Here is a 20,342-nt window from a genome sequence, read left to right as displayed (position 1 = left end):
GGCCGGCTACTGCGCCGAGCGGACCCGGATGCCCGCCCCCGTGATCGAGCTGAGTGGCACCGTCACCGCGCCCGACGGGTCGGTGAAGAAGTCGTTGCCCTTGTCGTCGACGACGATGAAGGCGGGGAAGTCCTCGACCTCGATCTTCCACACCGCTTCCATGCCGAGCTCCTCGTACTCCACGACCTCGACGGAGCGGATGCAGTCCTGGGCGAGGCGGGCGGCCGGGCCGCCGATCGAGCCGAGGTAGAACCCGCCGTGCGTGACGCACGCGTCGGTGACGGCCTTCGAGCGGTTGCCCTTGGCGAGCATGACCATCGACCCGCCCGCGGCCTGGAACTGCTCGACGTAGGAGTCCATCCGCCCGGCCGTCGTCGGTCCGAACGACCCGGACGGCATCCCCTCGGGCGTCTTCGCGGGCCCGGCGTAGTAGACCGGGTGGTTGCGCAGGTAGTCGGGCATCTCCTCGCCGGCGTCGAGGCGCTCCTTGATCTTGGCGTGCGCGATGTCGCGTGCCACGACCAGCGGGCCGGTGAGCGAGAGCCGCGTCTTGACCGGGTGCTTCGAGAGCTCGGCCAGGATGTCGGCCATCGGCTGGTTGAGGTCGATCGGGACGACCGCTCCGCCCTCGATGTCGTGGGCCATGCCGGCCTCGGGCATGTAGTGCGCCGGGTCGGTCTCGAGCTGCTCGAGGAAGACGCCCTCCGGCGTGATCTTGCCGAGCGCCTGCCGGTCGGCCGAGCAGGAGACGGCGATCGCGACCGGGCACGAGGCGCCGTGGCGGGGGAGGCGGACGACGCGGACGTCGTGGCAGAAGTACTTGCCGCCGAACTGCGCGCCGATCCCGAACGACTGCGTCAGCTCGAAGACCTTCTCCTCCAGCTCGACGTCGCGGATGCCGTGGGCGGACATCGACCCCTCGGTCGGGAGGTCGTCGAGGTAGTGCGCGGAGGCGTACTTCGCGGTCTTCAGGGCGAACTCGGCGCTGGTGCCTCCGATGACGACCGCGAGGTGGTACGGCGGGCAGGCGGCGGTGCCGAGGGAGCGGATCTTCTCGTCGAGGAACTCCATCAGCCGTGTCGGGTTGAGGACGGCCTTGGTCTCCTGGAAGAGGAACGACTTGTTGGCCGAGCCGCCGCCCTTGGCCATGAAGAGGAACTTGTACTCGGGGACGTCCTTGGCGGGTGTGGAGTAGAGCTCGATCTGGGCCGGCAGGTTGGTGCCGGTGTTCTTCTCCTCGAACGTCGTCAGCGGCGCGAGCTGGGAGTAGCGGAGGTTGAGCCGGGTGTAGGCGTCGTACACGCCCCGGCTGATCGCCTCGCCGTCGTCGGAGCCGGTGAGCACGCCCTCGGACTTCTTGCCCATCACGATCGCGGTGCCGGTGTCCTGGCACATCGGCAGCACGCCGCCGGCGGAGATGTTGACGTTCTTGAGCAGGTCGAGCGCGACGAAGCGGTCGTTGCCCGACGCCTCGGGGTCGTCGATGATCCTGCGCAGCTGGGCGAGGTGGCCGGGCCGGAGGTAGTGGCTGATGTCGTGCATCGCCTCCTCGGTGAGCCGCCGGATCGCCTCGGGGTCGACCTTGAGGAAGGTGCGCCCCTCGACCTCCACGGTCGACACGCCCTCGGTCGTGACGAGGCGGTAGGGCGTCTCCGGGGCGCCGTTGGAGCCGGCGGTCGGGAGGAGGTCGGAGTAGTGGAACTCGGGGCCAGCGGCAGCGGTCGTCACGGCTGCCGATGCTACGCCGGGCCGGGCTCCTCGCCGGACTCGGCCTCCCTGGCCTTCTGCTCGCGCGCCCGGCGCCGCTGCTCCTCGGCGCGCTCGCGCACCTTCCTCAGGAACTCCTCGTCGGCGGCCGGGTCGGCGGCGGCGAAGCGGCCGGGGCGGTCGTACTCGGGGAACGCGCCTGCGCTGCGCTCGTGGGGCCCGTGCCGGCGCGGCGCCCGCGTCGGCCGGCCGGCCGCGAGCCACGCGATCGAGCCCACGAAGGGGAAGAAGAGGATCAGCAGGATCCACCACACCTTCGACAGGTGGCGGACCTCGTCGTCCCTGCTGGAGATCGCCTCGACCAGGCAGTAGATGCTCAGCACGAGCGGCACCAGGAAGAACAGCAACCGAATCACGACGACCCCCGCAGGTCGGCCCTGCCGGGGCCGCGGACGCAGGGGGACGACCCGGCGTGGCGGCAGGCTAGCGCGTCCGGCGTCCGGACATGGTGAGTTGTCGCGACCTCGTGGGTCGACGACCTCCGGGCCAGACCACGCGTTCATCGGTCGTACCCAGAACGGTCACTCGGGAGTAGCCTCCGAGCAGACGGGCCCGACGAGGCTCCGCGCGGCACATTCCACCGGCTGCGGCCGGCCAGCAACCCTGGAGGTCGAAGTTGAAGGTCCGCAACGCACTCGTGTCCCTCGCCGCGATGGCGACCCTCGCAGCCGCGGCCGGCTGCGCGGCTCCCGAGAAGGAGTCCGACACCACGACGGAGAGCGGCGTCGATGCCGCGTCCGCGAAGTCCGCGGAGGACTTCGGCGGGATGGACGAGCTCGTGAAGGCCGCCCAGGACGAGGGCGAGCTCAACGTGATCGCGCTCCCGCCCGACTGGGCCAACTACGGCGAGATGATCTCGACGTTCGAGGAGAAGTACGACATCACGGTCAACTCCGACCAGCCGGACGCCGCGTCGCAGGACGAGATCAATGCGGCCAACGACCTGAAGGGCACCGAGCGCGCGCCCGACGTCTTCGACCTCGGCCAGTCGGTCGCGCTCGCCAACACCGACCTGTTCGCGCCGTACCAGGTCGAGACCTGGGACGACATCCCGGACGACTTCAAGGACCCGGACGGCACGTGGGTCAACGACTACGGCGGCTACATGTCGATCGGCTACGACTCGTCCGTCGTCCCCGACGTCACCTCGGTGGCCGACCTGATGAAGCCGGAGTTCAAGGGCAAGGTCGCCCTCAACGGTGACCCGACGCAGGCCGGTGCGGCGTTCAGCGGCGTGATGATGGCGGCGATCGCCAACGGCGGGTCGGCCGACGACATCGCTCCCGGGGTCGACTTCTTCGCCGACCTCAAGAAGGCCGGCAACTTCCTGACCGTCGACCCCGACTCGAGCACCATCGAGCAGGGCACCACGCCCGTCGTCATCGACTGGGACTACCTGGGCGCGGCCGCGGCGGCCAACGTCGACACGTGGAAGACGGTCGTCCCGGAGGAGGCCGTGGTCGCGGGCTACTACTTCCAGGCCATCAACGCCGACGCCCCGCACCCGGCGGCAGCCCGGCTGTGGCAGGAGTTCCTCTACAGCGACGAGGGCCAGAACCTCTGGCTCAAGGGCGGCGCCCGGCCCGTCCGCGGCGACGCGATGGCCGAGGCCGGCACCATCGACGAGGAGCTCTGGGGAGCCCTGCCCGAGGTCACCGGCGAGCCGGTGATCCCGACGGACGACCAGACGACCAAGGCCGGGGAGTACCTCGCGGCGAACTGGTCCAAGGCCGTCCGCTGAGCACGACCGCCACGAGCGCGGGCCCGGGCCGGCGGTTCGCCGTCGGCCCGGCCCTGCCCCTCCTCCCGTTCCTCCTCTACGTCCTGGTCTTCCTGGTCGTCCCCACCCTCACCGTGGTGGTGGGCGCGTTCCAGGACGCGGAGGGTCGCCCGACGCTGGGCAACCTGGACGCGCTGCGCAGCGAGGCCGCCCTCACCGCGCTCAGGGGGTCGCTGATCCTGTCGGCCTCGACCGCCCTGATCGGCGCGGTGCTCGGCGCGGTGCTCGCCTACCTCATCGTCTCGCTCCCGACGAACAACCTCCTGCGTCGCTCGTCGCTCGCCGTCAGCGGCGTGCTCGCCCAGTTCGGCGGCGTCGTGCTCGCCTTCGCGTGGATCGCGACCATCGGCCCGGTCGGTGTCGTCACCCAGGCGATGTCCGACTGGCTCGGGGCCGACGTCTACGGCGACGGGTGGCTCTTCGGGCTGCCGGGCCTGGTCGTCGTCTACTCCTACTTCCAGGTTCCGCTGATGGTGATCGTCTTCGCCCCGGCGTTCGACGGGCTCCGGCCGCAGTGGCGCGAGGCGGCGGTCAACCTCGGCGCGAGCACCTGGACCTACTGGCGCCACGTGGCGCTGCCGCTGCTCACGCCGCCCTTCCTCGGGGCGCTGCTGCTGCTGTTCGCCAACGCGTTCGCGGCGTACGCCACCGCGGCGGTGCTGGTCAGCCAGGGACAGCCGATCGTGCCGCTCATGATCCGCCAGGCCATCACCAGCGAGGTCCTGCTGGGCCAGGCCAACGTGGGCTTCGCGCTCGCGCTCGAGATGATCGTGGTGGTGACGGTGGTGATGGTGGGCTACAACCTGCTGCTCCGGCGTGCGGCGAGGTGGATGCGATGACCCAGTCCCGGGGCTTCAAGGTCTTCCGCGCCATCGGCCTGCTGGTGTTCGCGGCCTACTTCTTCGTGCCGCTGCTGGCGATGCTCGACTTCTCCACGCAGGTCCGGGGGAGCGCCCCCGGCCGCACCTGGGACAACTGGGCCTTCATGGTCACCGACGAGAACCTCCGGTCCTCGATCGTCGCGTCGCTGCTGCTGGCCCTGTTCACGGTCGTGCTGATGGTGGCCCTGCTGGTGCCGACGATGGTGTGGGTACGGCTACGGGTGCCGCGGGCACGCGGGCTGATCGAGTTCCTGTGCCTGCTCCCGCTGACGATCCCCGCGCTGGTGATCGTGGTGGGGATCAGCAACGTCTACTCATGGGTGACCTACCTGCTGGGGGACAGCGCCCTGGTGCTGACCTTCGCGTACGTCGTGCTGGTGCTTCCCTACGCCTACCGAGCGATCGACGCCTCGCTGTCCGCGATCGACGCCGCGACGTTGGCGGAGGCCGCCCGCTCGCTCGGTGCCGGGTGGTTCACCGTGATCGTGCGCATCATCATGCCGAACATCACCGGCGGCATCCTCGGAGCCGCGTTCATCGCGGTGGCCCTCGTGCTCGGCGAGTACGTGTTCGCCTCGCTGCTGCACTTCGACACCCTTCCTGTGGCGATGGCGTTCCTCTACAAGAGCAACGGCCCTGCCGCCATGGCCGCTGCGCTCGCCTCGATGATCCTCGTGGCCGTGCTGCTCGTCCTCCTCACCTTCCTCAGCCGCGACCGGCACAAGCAAGGAGCGTCCTCATGACCGACCTCTCGACCGAGCGCGGGCTGGCCGTCGAGCTCTCCGACCTCACCCGCGTCTACGGAGAGGTCCGCGCCCTCGACGGACTGACCCTCCACATCGAGCCCGGCGAGCTGGTCGCGCTGCTCGGCCCGTCGGGATGCGGCAAGACCACGGCCCTCCGCATCCTCGCGGGGCTCGACCGGGCCACCTCGGGCTCGGTGTCGGTGGGCGGTCGCGACATCACCCGCGTGCCCGCGAACAAGCGCGACATGGGGATGGTGTTCCAGGCCTACAGCCTCTTCCCCCACATGACCGTGATCGACAACGTCGCCTTCGGCCTCAAGCTGCGCGGCAACGACGGCGCCGCGCGGCGCACGCGTGCCGGCGACATGCTGGACCTGGTCGGCCTCGGCGAGCACGCCGACCGCTACGCCCACCAGCTGTCGGGTGGTCAGCAGCAGCGTGTCGCGCTGGCCCGGGCGCTGGCCGTCGAGCCGTCGGTCCTGCTGCTCGACGAGCCGCTCTCGGCGCTCGACGCCAAGGTGCGCGTGCAGCTGCGCGACGAGATCCGCCGGGTGCAGCTCGAGGTCGGCACCACCACGCTGTTCGTCACCCACGACCAGGAGGAGGCGCTCGCCGTCGCCGACCGGGTCGGCGTGATGAACGCCGGCCGCCTCGAGCAGCTCGCGCCGCCTGCCGAGCTCTACTCGGCCCCGGCCACCCGGTTCGTCGGCGAGTTCGTCGGGCTGAGCAACCGGGTGCCGGCCGAGGTCCGCGACGGGGTGGCCGCCGTCCTCGGCCGAGAAGTGCCCGTCCTGCCCGGCTCGACCACAGGAGCGGGGCAGGCGCTCGTGCGCCCGGAGGCGGTCTCGGTGGTCGCGGAGGGCGAGGGCAACGCCACCGTCACGACGGTGATGTTCCTCGGGCCGCTCTCGCGGGTCACCTGCACGCTCGACGACGGCACCGCCGTCGTCGCCCAGCTCGCGAGCTCCGATGCCCTGCGCCTCGAACCCGGGAGGCGCGTGCGACTGACCGTCGAGCCGGCCCCGGTGCTCGTCGTCGCCTGAGCACCCCTGCTCGATTTGCACCCTGTGCCTTAGAGTGCAAAACTGCACTCTGTGACCGATAGTGCAATCTCGCCGAGCCGACGCAGGACCCGGCTCCGCATCACCGAGGCCGCCCAGCGCCTCGCCGACGAGCGCGGCAGCATCGACGGCTTCACCATGGAGGAGCTCGCCGACGCCGCCGACGTCTCGCGCCGCACCCTGTTCAACTACTTCCCGAGCAAAATCGACGCGGTCCTCGGGCCGGAGCTCGACCTCGCCGCCGACGCCGTCGGCACGTTCCGGTCCGGCGGCCCGAGCGGCGACCTGATCGAGGACCTCCAGGCCCTCGTCCTCACGATCCTGGAGACCGAGAGCCAGGACGTCGAGATCGACGCCGAGACGATCCACCGCTTCGACCGCATCGTCCACGCCAACCCGGCCCTCCTCGTCCTGCTGAAGGAACGGATGCGCCGCCTCGTGGAGCAGCTCGTCGAGCTGGCCGTCCAGCGGCCCGGCGGCGACCTGCCGGCGCGCGACGTGCAGATCGCCATCGCCGTCCTCGCCGGTGTCACGGAGACGGCGGTCACCGCCTTCACCGACGACCCGGAGCAGGACCTCGCCGGTCTCATCGTCTCCGGCATCGCCACGGTCCGTCGCCTCTTCGGCTGACCGGCCCACTCCACCCACCACCCACACACCGCACCTCCGGGGGACCCTTCCAATGGCACGTCTGCTCCACCGTCTCGGCCGCACCGCCTACCGGCGCTGGTACGCCTTCATCGCCGCCTGGCTCGTCGCGCTGGTCGCGGTCGGCTTCACCGCCACGGCCATCAGCAAGCCGATGACCGACGCCTTCTCGATCCCGGGCATCCCGTCCGAGCGGGCAGCGGACCTCCAGGCGGAGCTCTTCCCCGAGTCGGTCGACGCGTTCGACCAGGCCGGCATCACCGTCGTCGTCGCCGCCCCCGAAGGCCACACGCTGGCCGAGCCGGAGTACGCCGACCGCGTCACCGCGCTCGTCGCAGCGCTCGCCGACACCCCGCAGGCGCCGGCCGCCGAGACGATCCTCGACCCCGTGACCGCGGCCGCCGCGCAGGAGCAGCTGATGGTCGACGGCGCCGTGGAGGCCGGGGGCGACGAGGCGCAGGCACGAGCGAACTCCGCCGCGCTGTCGCCGCTGTCCGAGGACGGTCGCATCGGCACGATCACCTACGCCCTCGACGTCGACCAGGTCACCGACGTCGAGCCGGCGACGGTCGAGGCGATCACGGACGCGGTCGCCGACGCCGACGGTGACGGGCTGACCGCCGAGGTCAACGGGTCCGGCCTGCTGCCCGCCGCCGAGGGCGGCCACGCCGAGCTCATCGGCATCGGGGTCGCCGTCGTCGTCCTGCTCATCGTCTTCGGCTCCGTCGTCGCGGCGGGCATCCCGATCATCACCGCGATCATCGGTCTCGGCGCCGGACTGCTGGGCGTCATCGGCGCCACCGCCTTCTTCGACATCGGCTCGAGCACGCCGATGCTGGCCAGCATGATCGGCCTCGCGGTCGGCATCGACTACGCGCTCTTCATCCTCGCCCGCTACCGCAGCGAGCTCGAGCACACCGACGACCGGGCCGAGGCGATGGGCGTCGCGACCGGCACCGCCGGCTCGGCGGTCGTCTTCGCCGGCCTCACCGTGCTGATCGCGCTCGCCGCCCTGTCGGTCGTCGGCATCCCGTTCCTCACCTCGATGGGCCTCGCGGCCGCCGGCACCGTCTTCATGGCCGTGCTCGTCGCCCTGACCCTGCTGCCCGCCGTGGTCGGCATGTTCAAGTCCAAGGCGTTCGGCGGCCGCGTCCGCCGCTACCGCCCGAAGCGGGACGAGCAGGGCCGCGTGCTCAACGCAGGTGTCCGCTGGGCCCGCCTCGTCGGCCGCGCGCCCGTCGCGGTGATGCTCCTCGTGGTCGTCGGCCTCGGCGCGCTCGCCGTACCGGTCAAGGACCTGCACCTGGCCTTCCCGACCGACTCCACCGCGTCGACGGAGACCACCCAGCGCCGTGCCGCCGACCTCGTCGCCGAGGGATTCGGCCCGGGACGTCAGGGACCGCTGGTGGCCGTCGTCGACGCCCGTGACGTCGCAGCGGCCGACCGCCCGGCCGCGTTCGGCGAGGTCGTCGGCTGGGCCGCCGGCCTGGACGGCGTGGTCAACGCACAGGTCGTCGCCCAGAACGACGACGGCACCGGCGCGCAGGTGATGGTCACGCCGAGCACCGGCGCCGACGACGTCGCCACCGAGGACCTGCTCCACGAGCTGCGCGACGGCCAGGGGGCCATCGAGGCCCAGACCGGTACGACGATGGGCGTCACCGGCATCACCGCGATCCAGGCCGACGTCTCGGAGAAGCTCGCCGACGCGTTGCCGGTCTACCTCGCGGTGGTCATCGGGCTGGCGTTCCTGCTCCTGGTGCTGGTCTTCCGCTCGATCCTGGTGCCGCTCACCGCGACGCTCGGCTTCCTGCTGTCGGTGCTGGCCACGCTCGGGGCGACGGTGCTCGTCTTCCAGGAGGGCCTGTTCGGGATCTTCGAGGGGGCGCCGATCATCTCGTTCATGCCGATCTTCCTGATCGGGCTCGTCTTCGGGCTGGCGATGGACTACCAGGTCTTCCTCGTCACCCGGATCCGGGAGGCCCACGTCCACGGGGCGTCGACCCGCGAGGCCGTCGTCGACGGCTTCCGCAACTCCGCTCGCGTGGTCGCGGCCGCCGCGATCATCATGATGTCGGTCTTCGCGGCCTTCATGCTGATGGACGAGCCGATCATCAAGTCGATGGGCTTCGCGCTCGCCGTCGCGGTCCTGTTCGACGCCTTCGTCGTGCGGATGGCGCTCGTCCCCGCACTGCTCTACCTCATGGGCGAGAAGGCCTGGTGGCTGCCGCGCTGGCTCGACCGCGTGCTGCCGGTCATCGACGTCGAGGGCGAGTCGCTCGACCGCGGCCACGCCAGCGCGCAGTGGCGCGACGAGCGGGAGCCCGAGCTCGTCGGCTGACGGTGCCCGCGACGTCCCGGCTACCGCCAGGGCGTGACGAGGGCGGTCAGGTCGGGCGCGAGCTCCTGCATCAGCTTGGGGCCGAAGGTCACCCGGTGCACGCCCATCACCTGCAGGTCCTCGAGCGACCCGGCGGCGCTGCCGGAGCGGGGGTTGGCGATCACGTTGACCGGTCCCGACAGGGCGTCGAGCAGGGCCTGCAGGGCTGCCGCGTCCGGTACGCCGACGGGATAGGAGCAGCGCGCGCCGGCCTCCTCGCACGCGCGCAGGCGGGTGATCGCCTCGTCGACGGGGTCGGCGAACTCGCCCTTCTTGAGGAAGACGTCGGTGCGGGCGTTGACCACGAGGTCGACACCGGCCTCGTCGGCCGCCTGGCGGATCCCGCCGATGTAGTCGGCGTGCTCGGCCGCCGAGCGCATCCGCCCACCCTCGGAGTGCACGGTGTCCTCGATGTTGAGGCCGACGGCGCCGGCCTCGAGGAGCCGCTCGACGAGCTCGCCGGGCGCGGTGCCGTACCCCGCCTCCATGTCGGCGGTCACCGGGACCTCCGGCACGGCCGAGCAGATCCGTCGTACGCCGTCGAGTGCGTCGTCGAGGGTCATGTCCTCGTTGTCCCCCTGGCCGCGGGAGTCGGCCAGCGGGTGGCTGCCGATGCTGAGCGCGCCGAACCCGGCCGCGGCGACGACCTTCGCGGACCAGGCGTCCCAGACGTTGGGCAGGACCAGCGTGGAGCCGGTGTGGTGGAGCTCGAGGAGCCGGGTGGCCAGGGTGGCGACAGAGGTGGTCATGCGTCGAGGCTGCCACGCGGCACGCGACGAGCAACAGGGGCAGCGGGGCATAGGACCGCCCGGACGGGCGTTGCACCGGCATGCAGGTCCACGACGCGACGGCGGCAGCCTCCGACCCGGCCCACGGCCCTGTCCTGGACTCCGTGGTGGTCGGTGCCGGGCAGGCCGGTCTCGCGGCGTCGTACTTCCTCCGGCAGCGCGGCATCGACCACCTCGTCCTCGACGCCAACCCCGGCCCCGGAGGGGCCTGGCAGCACCGGTGGTCGTCGCTCAGCATGGGCGACGTGCACGGGGTCGCCGACCTGCCGGCGTCGACCGCGCCGGACGGCAGCGACCGGGCGGCCAACCTGGTCGTGCCCGACTACTTCGACGGCTACGAGCGGTGGCACCACCTCCCGGTCGTCCGTCCGGTCCGGGTGGACCGCGTCGAGAGCGAGGGCGAGCTGCTCGTCGTGCGCGCGGGCGACCGGGCCTGGCGCACCCGGACGCTGGTCAACGCGACCGGCACGTGGACGCGTCCGTTCGTGCCGCACTACCCGGGCATCGCGTCGTTCGCGGGCGAGCAGCTGCACACCGCCGGCTACCCGGGCGCCGACCACTTCCGTGGCAAGCGCGTGCTGGTGGTCGGCGGTGGCGCCTCCGCGGTCCAGTTCATCGGTGAGCTCGCTCCTGTCACCGACACCCTCTGGGTGACCCGCCGCCCGCCGGTGTGGCGTGACGACGACTTCGACCCGGCAGCCGGGCTCGCGGCGGTCACCGCCGTCGAGGAGCGCGTACGACAGGGGCTGCCGCCGGCGAGCGTCGTGAGCGTGACCGGCCTGGCCCTGCGCCCCCAGGAGCAGGAGGCGGCCCGGCTGGGCGCCTACGAGCGGCGGCTGCCGATGTTCGACCGCATCGAGCCCGACGGCGTGCGGTGGGCGGACGGTCGCTTCGAGCAGGTCGACGTGATCCTGTGGGCCACCGGCTTCCGTCCCGCCGTCGAGCACCTGGCGCCGCTCGGACTCCGGTCGCCGCAGGGCGGAATCGCCCTCGTCCCGATCCCCGGCAACGTGCAGGGCGCGACCACGGCCGTGCGCGACCCGCGGGTGCAGCTGGTCGGCTACGGCCCGTCGGCCAGCACGGTCGGCGCCTCGCGCGCCGGGCGGCAGGCCGCGCTCGCGGTGTCCCGGCACCTCGCGTCGGTCGCCGCGTGACCCCGGCGCGGACCGGCGGTTCGGGCGTCACCGGACCGGGCACCTAGCGTGAGCGCCATGCGACTCCGACTGGTGGCGACCGACCTCGACGGGACCCTGCTGCGCGACGACCGGACCGTGAGCCCGCGCACCCGCGCCGCCCTCGACGCCGCCCGCGCCGCGGGGGTGCACGTCGTGCCGGTCACCGCGCGCCAGCCGATCGGGGTGCGGCCCCTGGCCGAGGCGGCCGGCTTCGACGGATGGGCGGTGTGCTCGAACGGGTCGCTGGGCATCCACCTGACCACGGGCGAGGTCCTCTTCGAGGAGCCGGTCGCGGTCGAGGCGCAGCAGCGGCTGGTCGCGGCGCTCGCCGAGCAGGTCCCCGGCCTGCTGCACGTGAGCGTCCGGGACGGCGGCGAGGGCTTCGTCGCGCAGGAGGGCTACGCCGCGCTGGCGACCTTCGAGGACCACAAGCGCGACGTGTCGACCATGTCCGGCCACGAGCTCGCGGCGGTCCTCGCCGAGCCGAGCCTCAAGCTCATCGTGCGGCACCCCGAGCTCGGCGTGCCCGAGCTGCTCGCGGCCGCCCGGGCGCTCGGCCACGACGACGTCGCGCTGACCCACTCCGGGGCGCCGTTCCTCGAGGTGATGGCCGCCAGCGTCAGCAAGGCGTGGGGCGTGGCACGACTCTGCGAGCGGCTCGGCATCGACCGCGACGAGGTGGTGGCCTTCGGCGACGCCCCCAACGACGTGGAGCTGCTGGCGTGGGCCGGCCACGGCGTCGCCGTCGCGAACGCCGTGCCGGAGGCGGTCGACGTCGCCGACGAGGTCACCGCGACCAACGAGGACGACGGTGTCGCGATGGTCCTGGAGCGGCTGCTCACCTCCTGACGCCCCACCCGCGTCGGGGTGCCCGGGGCACAATCGCGGTATGGGTGTCCGGGCGTGGGGCGGCGCGGCGTCGATCGTCCTCGCCCTCTCGGCCTGCACGTCGACCCCGCCCGAGGACACCCGGTCCGGTCCGGGCAGCCGCGACACCGCGGCCGAGGCAGGCTCGGGGGAGGCGTCCGGGGATCTCCGCGAGGTCACGCTGGCCTTCGGCGGGGACGTGCACTTCGAGGGCCACGCCGGCCGGCTGCTCGACCGCCCCGGTGGCCTTGGGTCCATCTCCCGGACGCTGCGTGCCGCCGACGTCGCCATGGTCAACCTCGAGACGCCGGTCACCCGGAGCGGACGACGCGACCCCAAGGAGCTCGAGGGTGCCCGCGACCGCTACTGGTTCCGCACCCGCCCCGCCGCGCTCGACGTGCTGGCCGACGCGGGCGTCGACGTGGTGAGCGTGGCCAACAACCACGCGGGCGACTACGGCGCCGCCGGCCTGCAGGACACGCTGGCCGCCGGTCGTGAGCGCGGCGTCGCGATGGTCGGCGCCGGCCGGGGCGAGTCGGCGTACGACCCCCACGTGGTCGAGGTCGGCGGCCTCGAGGTCGCCTTCCTCGCGGCGGACGGCGTCCAGCGCGAGGGCGCCAGCGACGTGTGGTCGGCGAGCGACGGGCGCCTGGGTACGGCGTCGGCGCGCGGCAGCAACGCCGCCGGGCTGGTCGCAGCGGTGGAGGCCGCCTCGGCGCGCGACCAGCTCGTCGTGGTCTACCTGCACTGGGGACGCGAGTACCAGTCCTGCCCGACGCAGTCCCAGCGGCTGCTCGGGAGGGACCTCGCGGCAGCCGGCGCGGACGTCGTCGTGGGCAGCCACTCGCACGTGCTCGCCGGCGCGGGATGGTCCGGCGACGCGGTGGTGTCCTACGGGCTCGGCAACTTCGTCTGGTACCACGCCCGCCAGGAGCGCACGGGCGTCCTGTCGGTCACGCTCGACGCCGGGGGAGCAGCTCGGAAGTCGTGGACGCCGGCCACGATCTCGTCGACCGACGGGCGCCCGGTCCCGGTCACGGGAGCCGCGCGCGACCGGGCCGTTGCCGACTGGCGGGCCCGGCAGCGCTGCACCGGGCTGGCCGCCGACCGTGGCGGCGCGCAGGCCGACGACCCGGCGTACGCCTCGTCGGTGAGCCGCGTCGACGCCGGGCTCGCCGACCGGATGCGCCGCAGCCACCGACCCGGCTGCCCGGTCGCGCTGCGCGACCTGCGCCACCTGCGGCTGACCCACCGCGACTTCGACGGCCGGGCCCGCACCGGCGAGATGGTCGTCCACCGGCGGTGGGCGCAGCCGGTGGCCGCTGCCTTCGGTCGCCTGTACGACGCCGGGTTCCCCATCGCGCGGATGCGGCTGGTCGACGACTACCGGGCCGACGACGACCTCTCCATGGCGGCCAACAACACCTCCGGCTTCAACTGCCGTCGGGTCGCCGGGCAGCGCAGCTGGTCGCAGCACGCCTACGGCGCGGCGATCGACATCAACCCCGTGCAGAACCCCTACGTGACCCGCGGACGCGTCGACCCTCCGGCCGGTCGGTCGTTCGTCGCGGTCCCGCGCGACCGGTCGGCACCGGCCCGGCCCGGCGTCATCCGGGCCGGCGACGTCCCGGTGGCGGCGTTCGCCCGCATCGGCTGGGAGTGGGGCGGCGACTGGGTGTCGTCGAAGGACTACCAGCACGTCGCCGCGCCGCGGGATCGCTGACCGCGGCTCAGCTGCGCTGCCGGACGGCCGCCCGGGGCCGGGGCTCCGCTCCGGCACGGGTCCGGTCGATCAGGCCGACGAGCGGGCCGTGCCCGTGTGCCTGGGCGTGGGCGCGGCGCAGGAGCCGGGCGGCGAGCGTGCCGCTGCCCTCCCGCAGCGCGACCTCGGCCGCCCGCCAGCGGGCGTACGCCGCTTCGTGCGGGCGGCCCACGAGGTCCCACTGGTCGGCCGCGCCCACCCAGTGCTCCAGCCGCTCGACACGGTGGAGCCGGGCGAGCTCGGCCCGCCAGGTGCTGCGGGCAGCCGGTGCCGCCGCATGGACCGCGTCGGGTGCGAGCGGGTCGGTCGCCCACTGTTGCTGCCACGCGACCAGCTGGGTGGCCAACGCGGAACGGCGGGTCGGGTCGGCCTCGGCCACGTCCGCTGCGGCCCGGGCGGCCAGGCACAGGAGCGAGCCGGTGTAGGGCGACGACGAGGTCACCGTCTCGCCCGCGATCCCGGCCCCGATGCGGTCCAGGGCCTGGGCGGGCAAGCCCCTCCAGAGGTCGCACGACGCCTGCACGCCCACCACTGCCTGCCGGTGGGAGCTGACGCCGAAGTCGAGCGCGGCCACGGCTTCCAGCCGGCGATCGGCCGCCTCGAGGTCACCACGCACGACCTGGACCCAGGCGCGGGTCAGGTGCAGGAAGCGGGTGTGCTGCCGGGGGTCGTCCTTGGTGCGTGGGCGGACCAGGCGGGAGGCGGCTCCGACGGCGCCCGCATGGAGGCGCGCCTCGGCGACGTTGCAGAGGAGCATCGTGCTCAGCTCGAACGACTCGATCCCGGCGCTGCGCATCGCGGACAGCCCCGGGTCTGCCGCGTCGGCCACGTCGTCGGCCCGCGCGCACAGCATCAGCAGCAGGTCGGTGTGGTACGTCCCGAGCAGGACGTCGCTGAAGGGGTCGTCCTCGACCAGGACGGACCTCGCCTCACGGGCTGCGCGCAGCCCGTGCGCCGTACGCCCCAGGACGATGTCGTGCCAGGCGCGCTCGATCAGGGCGCCACGGTGCAGCGCCGGCTCGCCCAGCCGGGCGCTGACGGCGAGCATCTCGTCGATGACGACGTCGGCCTCGTGGTTGCGGCCTGCTCCTCTCAGGGCAGCGGACTCGTCGCCCATGGTCCGGACCATGGCGACGCGGTCGTCGAGCGCGTCGAGCACGACGATCGCCCGGTCGGCGAGGTCCACGGACGCCTGCGGGTCGGCCTGCGCCAGCACCTGGCTCGCCCGGCGCAGGGCGACCGCGAGCTCGCGCTCCGGCAGTGCCGGGGCGAGGGCCAGGGCCTCCTCCACCCATGACGTCGCCTCCCCGCGTCGGGAGCCGACGGTGGCGTGGACGAGCTCCAGCAGCAGCTCGCACCGGGTGATGCCGGCGTCGGTGGGAGCCGGGCCGTCGGCGGGCCAGAGGGCCAGGGCACGCTCCCAGTGGACCGCCTCCTCGTCCCGCGCCAGCCCGTCGCAGGCCACCCGTCCGGCTGCGACGCGCCACCGCAGCTCCTGGCGGGGATCGCCCGCACCGCGCCAGTGCTCGGCGACCTCGGCCGCCGAGGGGTGTGGCGTCGCGGCCAGCGCAGACGCCAGCCTGCGGTGGACCGGGGACGCCTCGCCCGGCGCGACCCCGGCGCGCACCGTCGCGGACAGCAGCGGGTGGCGGACGGTGACGTCGGTCGTGGTGTACGGGTCGGCGAGGAGGTGCCGGGCCACCAGCTCGCGGAGGGCGTCGGTGAGCTCGGGCCGGGCCATCGAGGTGGCGTCCGCGACGACCTCCGGGGGGAGGGGGCGGTCCGCCAGGGCTGCGACGAGCAGCACTGCCCGGGCGCTCGGGCCCAGCTGGTCGAGCCGCGGGGACAGCAGGTCGGCCAGCGGTTCCGGCGCCCCGTCCGCGGTCATCGAGCGCACCAGCACCTCGGTGTGCAGGGGGACGCCTCCGCCCAGCGCGTGGAAGCGCTCGGCATCGCCGCGGCGCACGCGTGGCCCCATGAGCAGGCGCAGCTGCTCCCTCGTCTCCCGGTGGGTGAGGGGTGCCAGGTTGAGCACCAGCGCCGCCTCGCGGCGCACGCGCGTCAGCCACGCGTCGGCCGCCCGGGACTCGCCGGTGCGCAGGCTGGCGACGATCGGGACGCCCCGGCCACCGACGACGTGCCGCTCGAGGAAGCCGCGCGAGCCGGGGTCGGCGCAGTGCAGGTCCTCGAGCTCGAGCGCCAGCGGGCGCAGCGCGGCCAGCGCGGACAGGGTCGACTCGATCGCCGCGAAGAGGCGGTCGGTCGCGAAGCGGTCCTCCACGTCGCAGCCCGGCGGCCCGATCTCCGGCAGGATCCTGGCCAGTGCCGGGGCCACGAAACGCGGACACCGCCCCAGCGCCTCGTCGAACCACCGACCGTCGTCCTCGAGGCGGACGCGGCGCAGCACGTCGGACACCAGCCCGTAGGGCGCGTCGGCCAGGGCCGGCACCCCGGCCGCGCGGGCCACGAAGGTCGACACCTGCTGCGAGGCGGCGGCCAGCAACGTCGTCTTGCCGATCCCCGGCTCACCGGTGACGACCAGCAGCCCCCCGCCCGCCTCGAGGTGGCGACGTACGACCAGGAGCTCGGCGCGGCGACCGGCGATGGTCCGCGCGGGAGGCGGCAGGTGCCGGGCGCCGTCCTCCGTCGCGGCGAGCCAGAGGTCCCGGAAGTCGGCCGGGTCGCCCCCGATCGCCGTCACGACCGCCTCGAGGAGCGACCACGCGGGCGGTCGTGGGTGCGTGAACAGGTGGAGCACGGTCGTGTGGGAGCACCCGGCCCGGCGAGCGATCGCGCGGAGGCTGGGCTGACCCACCGCGCGGTGCAGGCGGTGCAGCGCGTCGACGAGGTCGCGATGAGGTCCGGGCGCGAGCTCGGGCTGGTGCAGCTGGCCCATCGGCCCTCCCAGGTGTGTCCTCCTCAGGATCGACCCGGGCCGAGGGGTTGTCCAGACGCCTGCGGGTGGCGCTGGTCCAGACCGATGCAGTGCGTGCCGTCAACCTTCGTCAAGCCTTGTCAACCGCCCTCGCGGCGGTCCCACCGTGGAGGGACGGCCGGTCCAGCCGGGTCCGGCACCACGAAGGGACACACCATGCACACGAACACCCACGCCGTCCGCCGTCGCATCGCCGCGTGCGCCGTCGCGGCCCTCGTCCTGCCGGCCTTCGCTGCCTGCGGGGCCGACCTCGATCCTCCGGCCCAGAACATCAGCCGGCACAAGACCGACAAGACGACCACCGTGCCTGACCACGCCACAGGAAACCGCAAGGACTTCGGTGACGAGTACGGGAAGCGGGCGGCTCCGAAGCCCAAGCCGACCCCCAAGCGGAACCTGAACCGGCTGGACTTCGGGGACAACGGCCTGTGAGGAGGTAGACCGGACGCTGTCGGGGGGCGTCCGGTCCTTGTCCCTTGGCCGTTTCGCCCGATGGGTCCCTGCTCCCGCGGAGCAGGGACCCATCTGCGTCCTCACCTCGTCCTCATCCCGCCTCGCCCGTCGACCTCGCTGTCGCCTCGGCGATCACCCGGGAGAGCGGGACGTGCTCGCGCGCGTCCGTGGCCGCGCGACGCAGCAGCCGCGAGGCGACGGCGCCCTGCCCCTCGCGCAGCGCGACCTGGGCGGCGCGCCACCGGCAGTACGCCGCCGCGTGCGGGCGGCCGAGGTGTCCCCACGCGACTGCGGCGTGCGTCCAGTGGTCCACCGTGTCGGCGACGCGAGCCCGGGCAAGCTCGGCTTCCCAGGTGGCACCGGCAGCCACGCCTGCCGACGAGCGCTGCGGGTCGAGCGGGTCGAGCCGAGCCGCTCGGCGCAGCCCCTCGAGGTCCTCGAGCAGCATCGGGTCGTCCGCGGACGGGTCACCCGGAGTGGCGCGCAGGTCGGCCACGGCCCGGGCGAGCACCAGGAACGCCATCCAGTGGTCGACGATCCCGGGGGAGTCGAGGACGGCCGCGAGCGGGTCGCGCAGGGCCGACCATGCCCGCCCCGGCTCCTGCTGCCACAGCAGCGCCGCCGCCTCCCAGACCGCACGGTTCAGCCGGTTGCGCGCGCTTCCACCGGTCTTCACGAGTCCACGCATGGTCCTGATCGCGTCGTGCGTCCGGCCCTGGACGATGTCGAGCCGCGCCGAGACCCACAACCCCGGCCAGTCGTCGTAGCTGTGCGACCGGGGCACGTCGACCATACGTTCCGCGGCGTCGCTGGTCCGTCCTGCATCGAGGTAGGCCTCCACCACGTTGGCCTTCACCAGCGTGAGGAGGTGGAAGTCGAGCTGCCACTCCCGCGCGAGGTCCAGCGCCGGCCGCGCGGCCTCCTCCACCTCCTGCGGGGGGCGGTGGTGCTGCAGGAGCAGGTCGGTCTGCTGCATCGCCAGGTCGGCCTCCCGCCACGGGCCGGCCGTGCCGCGTACCCGGCTGCGGGCCCGGCGGAACAGGTCGAGGGCCGCGGCCAGGTCGCCGAGGTGGCCCACGTGCCAGCCCAGGGTGGCGGCGGTCTGGAAGTACAGGCCGTCGTCGTCGAGGTCGGCGCACGCGGCGAGCGCTCGCTCGAGGTCGCGCGTCGCCTCGTCGTAGCGGGCCAGGTCCATCAGCGCGTTGGCGCGCTGGTCCAGGACGTGGACGAGACCGGGGCCGACGGGGTGCCCGGCGAGGCGCTCGAGCGCCCGGTCGGTCAGCGCCACCGCGGTCTCCGGGTCGTCCCCGACCAGCCAGGCGACGTGCGCCGCTCGGCGGATCACCTTCGCCGCCTGCTCGTCGGGGAGCGCGTCGACGTCGGGCGGTGACTCCTCGACCAACGCGGCGCAGGCCTCCAGCCGGCCCGACAGCTGCAGCGCGTCGAACGCGGAGAGCCAGGCGATCACCCGGCCCTCGGGCTCGACGTGCTGGCGGTCCAGCTCGAGGATGCGCAGCCAGTGGTCGGCCTCCGCGCGCGGGTCCGTGCGACGGCGCGCCTGACGGGCGGCGGCGGCTCGCCACCGGGCCTCCTCCGCAGGCTCGCCCGAGAGTCGCCAGTGCTCGGCGACCACGGCCGGGTCAGCGCCCCCGCCCCGACCGAGCAGCTCGGCGAACGTGCGGTGCAGCCGGCGTACCTCGCCGGGGAGCAGCCCGCGACGGGCGGCCTCGGCGAGGAGCGGGTGCGCCAGCCGCACCCCGTCTCCGGGGCCCACGCTCACCAGGTGCCGCGCCGCGAGCTGCCGCAGTGCGACCACGACCGCGTCCTCGCCGAGGCCGGTCGCCGCGGCGAGCAGCTCGACGTCGACCGGCCCGTCGGCCACCCCCAGCGTGCTGGCGACGCGGTCCTGGTCCGGCGAGAGGTCGCCGAGGCGCCGGTCGAGGAGGTCCGCCAGCAACGGCGGGAGGGTCGGGTCGTCTCCCTGGATGGCGAGGTGCGCGGTGAAGAGGGGGTGCCCGCGCGACCGGTCGTGGATCCTCCGCGCCCGGTCCGGGGTCCCGTCGAGCAACCCGGCCAGGCGGAGCTGGTCGCGCGTCTCCTGCAGGGTCAGCGGACCCAGACCGAGGGTCCGCACGCCGGGCAGGGCCTGCACCCGAGCCAGCCAGTCGCTGCGCCACCGGGGGACCCGCTGGTCGTCCACGCGCCACGTCACCGTGAGCGGCACGGCCACGTCCCGCGACAGGACGTACTCGAGCAGGTCGAGGGTGGTGGCGTCCGACACGTGCAGGTCCTCCACCACGACGGCGAGGGGCCGTGTGGCGGCGAGCCTGCCGAGCACCGCTGCGACGGCGGCGTAGAGGTGCTGCTGGGCGAAGTCGACGTCCTCGGGGGACGTGGCCCCGACCTCCAGCTCCGGCAGGAGACGGGCGAGCGCCTCACGCGCGTAGGCCGGGCAGCCCGACAGTGCCTCGCCGATCCACCGGCCATGGTCCGCGTCGTGGATCGACCGCAGCAGCTCCACCACGGGCATGAGGGGGACCTCGGTGGAGAAGGGCAGGCAGCGGCCGACGGCCACGCACGTGTCGGTGCCCTCCGCAGCCGCGTCGACGAGCGTCGACTTGCCGATGCCGGCCTCGCCGGTGACCACCAGGAGGCCGCCGTCCCCGTCCAGGTGGTCGCGCACGGCGGCGAGCTCGGCGCGGCGCCCGGCGATCCGGGGTGCCGCTGCGGGAGCCGCGGCCGCGCTCGACGTGTCGTCCGCCGACGACGCCGCGAGCCAGAGCGCGTGGAACTCGGTCCTGCTGCCGCCCATCGCCTCCACGAGGAGCTCGACGGTCCCCCAAGGAGGGAGCACGCTGCTCGAGAGGACCTTCGAGACGGTGGTGTGCGAGACACCCGACTGGCGCGCGAGGGCCCGGAGGCTCGGCCAGCCGGCCCGGTGGTGCAGGTCGTGCAGTGCCCGGACCAGGTCCCGGTGTGCGCCCGGTGGCAGGTCCGGGCTGGGGAGTGCTCCCATGTCACCTCCGGCAGCCGCTGGTGCAGAGCCCGAGACCTCCTCCCAGAATCCGACGCCCGCGGCATCGTGTCCACGCATTTCCC

General features: G+C 73.6%; 15 protein-coding genes. 10 read left to right on the top strand and 5 right to left on the bottom strand.

Annotated features, from left to right (window positions below):
- Window positions 1-6: 6 nt before the first annotated feature.
- Window positions 7-1,728, bottom strand: coding sequence for a fumarate hydratase (locus tag AC3A3L_RS11990; protein WP_487640257.1), 1,722 nt, complete (start codon window positions 1,726-1,728; stop codon window positions 7-9).
- Between the two features lie 11 nt (window positions 1,729-1,739).
- Complete coding sequence (locus AC3A3L_RS11985; protein WP_487640256.1) at window positions 1,740-2,123, bottom strand: PLD nuclease N-terminal domain-containing protein; 384 nt, start codon at window positions 2,121-2,123, stop codon at window positions 1,740-1,742.
- Window positions 2,124-2,383: 260 nt separating this feature from the next.
- Here AC3A3L_RS11985 and AC3A3L_RS11980 point away from each other — a divergent pair, with 260 nt between their 5' ends.
- The 6 genes from AC3A3L_RS11980 (at window position 2,384) to AC3A3L_RS11955 (ending at window position 9,224) form a co-directional block, all read left to right on the top strand.
- Window positions 2,384-3,508, top strand: a complete 1,125-nt coding sequence (locus tag AC3A3L_RS11980) for an ABC transporter substrate-binding protein (protein ID WP_487640255.1) — start codon at window positions 2,384-2,386, stop codon at window positions 3,506-3,508.
- A 116-nt stretch (window positions 3,509-3,624) separates the two neighbouring features.
- The gene (locus AC3A3L_RS11975) at window positions 3,625-4,386 is read left to right on the top strand and encodes an ABC transporter permease (RefSeq protein WP_487640254.1); all 762 of its coding nucleotides are present in this window, start codon (window positions 3,625-3,627) and stop codon (window positions 4,384-4,386) included.
- Complete coding sequence (locus AC3A3L_RS11970; protein ID WP_487640253.1) at window positions 4,383-5,171, top strand: ABC transporter permease; 789 nt, start codon at window positions 4,383-4,385, stop codon at window positions 5,169-5,171. Before AC3A3L_RS11975 ends, AC3A3L_RS11970 begins: the two co-directional genes overlap by 4 nt.
- Window positions 5,168-6,217, top strand: a complete 1,050-nt coding sequence (locus AC3A3L_RS11965; protein WP_487640252.1) for an ABC transporter ATP-binding protein — start codon at window positions 5,168-5,170, stop codon at window positions 6,215-6,217. Before AC3A3L_RS11970 ends, AC3A3L_RS11965 begins: the two co-directional genes overlap by 4 nt.
- A gap of 51 nt (window positions 6,218-6,268) precedes the next feature.
- Entirely contained in the window at window positions 6,269-6,865 is a 597-nt protein-coding gene (locus AC3A3L_RS11960; RefSeq protein WP_487640251.1) for a TetR/AcrR family transcriptional regulator, read from the top strand.
- A 52-nt stretch (window positions 6,866-6,917) separates the two neighbouring features.
- Window positions 6,918-9,224: an MMPL family transporter gene (locus tag AC3A3L_RS11955; protein ID WP_487640250.1), complete on the top strand. Its 2,307-nt coding sequence runs from the start codon at window positions 6,918-6,920 to the stop codon at window positions 9,222-9,224.
- Window positions 9,225-9,244: 20 nt separating this feature from the next.
- Here AC3A3L_RS11955 and AC3A3L_RS11950 read toward each other — a convergent pair whose 3' ends face one another.
- Window positions 9,245-10,012, bottom strand: a complete 768-nt coding sequence (locus AC3A3L_RS11950; protein WP_487640249.1) for an isocitrate lyase/PEP mutase family protein — start codon at window positions 10,010-10,012, stop codon at window positions 9,245-9,247.
- An 80-nt stretch (window positions 10,013-10,092) separates the two neighbouring features.
- Here AC3A3L_RS11950 and AC3A3L_RS11945 point away from each other — a divergent pair, with 80 nt between their 5' ends.
- From AC3A3L_RS11945 to AC3A3L_RS11935, 3 genes are read left to right on the top strand one after another with little or no spacing between them, the layout of a single operon-like run.
- Complete coding sequence (locus tag AC3A3L_RS11945; protein ID WP_487640248.1) at window positions 10,093-11,205, top strand: NAD(P)-binding domain-containing protein; 1,113 nt, start codon at window positions 10,093-10,095, stop codon at window positions 11,203-11,205.
- 57 nt (window positions 11,206-11,262) lie between these two features.
- Window positions 11,263-12,075: a Cof-type HAD-IIB family hydrolase gene (locus AC3A3L_RS11940; protein WP_487640247.1), complete on the top strand. Its 813-nt coding sequence runs from the start codon at window positions 11,263-11,265 to the stop codon at window positions 12,073-12,075.
- Window positions 12,076-12,115: 40 nt separating this feature from the next.
- Window positions 12,116-13,816, top strand: coding sequence for a CapA family protein (locus AC3A3L_RS11935; RefSeq protein WP_487640246.1), 1,701 nt, complete (start codon window positions 12,116-12,118; stop codon window positions 13,814-13,816).
- 7 nt (window positions 13,817-13,823) lie between these two features.
- On the opposite strand, the gene AC3A3L_RS11930 is transcribed toward AC3A3L_RS11935, so the two are convergent.
- On the bottom strand, window positions 13,824-16,751 hold the full coding sequence (locus tag AC3A3L_RS11930) for an ATP-binding protein (protein ID WP_487640245.1): 2,928 nt from the start codon (window positions 16,749-16,751) through the stop codon (window positions 13,824-13,826).
- Window positions 16,752-16,946: 195 nt separating this feature from the next.
- Between AC3A3L_RS11930 and AC3A3L_RS11925 the strand changes: the two genes are divergently transcribed.
- A complete protein-coding gene (locus AC3A3L_RS11925) occupies window positions 16,947-17,222 on the top strand; it encodes a hypothetical protein (RefSeq protein WP_487640244.1) in 276 nt (91 codons plus the stop codon).
- A 112-nt stretch (window positions 17,223-17,334) separates the two neighbouring features.
- On the opposite strand, the gene AC3A3L_RS11920 is transcribed toward AC3A3L_RS11925, so the two are convergent.
- Window positions 17,335-20,259, bottom strand: a complete 2,925-nt coding sequence (locus tag AC3A3L_RS11920; RefSeq protein ID WP_487640243.1) for an ATP-binding protein — start codon at window positions 20,257-20,259, stop codon at window positions 17,335-17,337.
- Window positions 20,260-20,342 lie beyond the last annotated feature (83 nt).

This window comes from Nocardioides sp. Soil_C_8 (assembly GCF_057656315.1).
The sequence above is the reverse complement of the archived record's forward strand: the minus strand, read 5'-3'. Positions and strand labels throughout refer to the sequence as shown.

What these genes read in the sequence shown, in the direction of transcription:
- AC3A3L_RS11970 (WP_487640253.1), top strand. Translation starts at nt 4,383, where the DNA reads ATGACCCAGTCCCGGGGCTTCAAGGTCTTCCGCGCCATCGGCCTGCTG.
- AC3A3L_RS11965 (WP_487640252.1), top strand. Translation starts at nt 5,168, where the DNA reads ATGACCGACCTCTCGACCGAGCGCGGGCTGGCCGTCGAGCTCTCCGAC.
- AC3A3L_RS11955 (WP_487640250.1), top strand. Translation starts at nt 6,918, where the DNA reads ATGGCACGTCTGCTCCACCGTCTCGGCCGCACCGCCTACCGGCGCTGG.
- AC3A3L_RS11950 (WP_487640249.1), bottom strand. Translation starts at nt 10,012, where the DNA reads ATGACCACCTCTGTCGCCACCCTGGCCACCCGGCTCCTCGAGCTCCAC.
- AC3A3L_RS11945 (WP_487640248.1), top strand. Translation starts at nt 10,093, where the DNA reads ATGCAGGTCCACGACGCGACGGCGGCAGCCTCCGACCCGGCCCACGGC.
- AC3A3L_RS11940 (WP_487640247.1), top strand. Translation starts at nt 11,263, where the DNA reads ATGCGACTCCGACTGGTGGCGACCGACCTCGACGGGACCCTGCTGCGC.
- AC3A3L_RS11935 (WP_487640246.1), top strand. Translation starts at nt 12,116, where the DNA reads ATGGGTGTCCGGGCGTGGGGCGGCGCGGCGTCGATCGTCCTCGCCCTC.
- AC3A3L_RS11930 (WP_487640245.1), bottom strand. Translation starts at nt 16,751, where the DNA reads ATGGGCCAGCTGCACCAGCCCGAGCTCGCGCCCGGACCTCATCGCGAC.
- AC3A3L_RS11925 (WP_487640244.1), top strand. Translation starts at nt 16,947, where the DNA reads ATGCACACGAACACCCACGCCGTCCGCCGTCGCATCGCCGCGTGCGCC.
- AC3A3L_RS11920 (WP_487640243.1), bottom strand. Translation starts at nt 20,259, where the DNA reads ATGGGAGCACTCCCCAGCCCGGACCTGCCACCGGGCGCACACCGGGAC.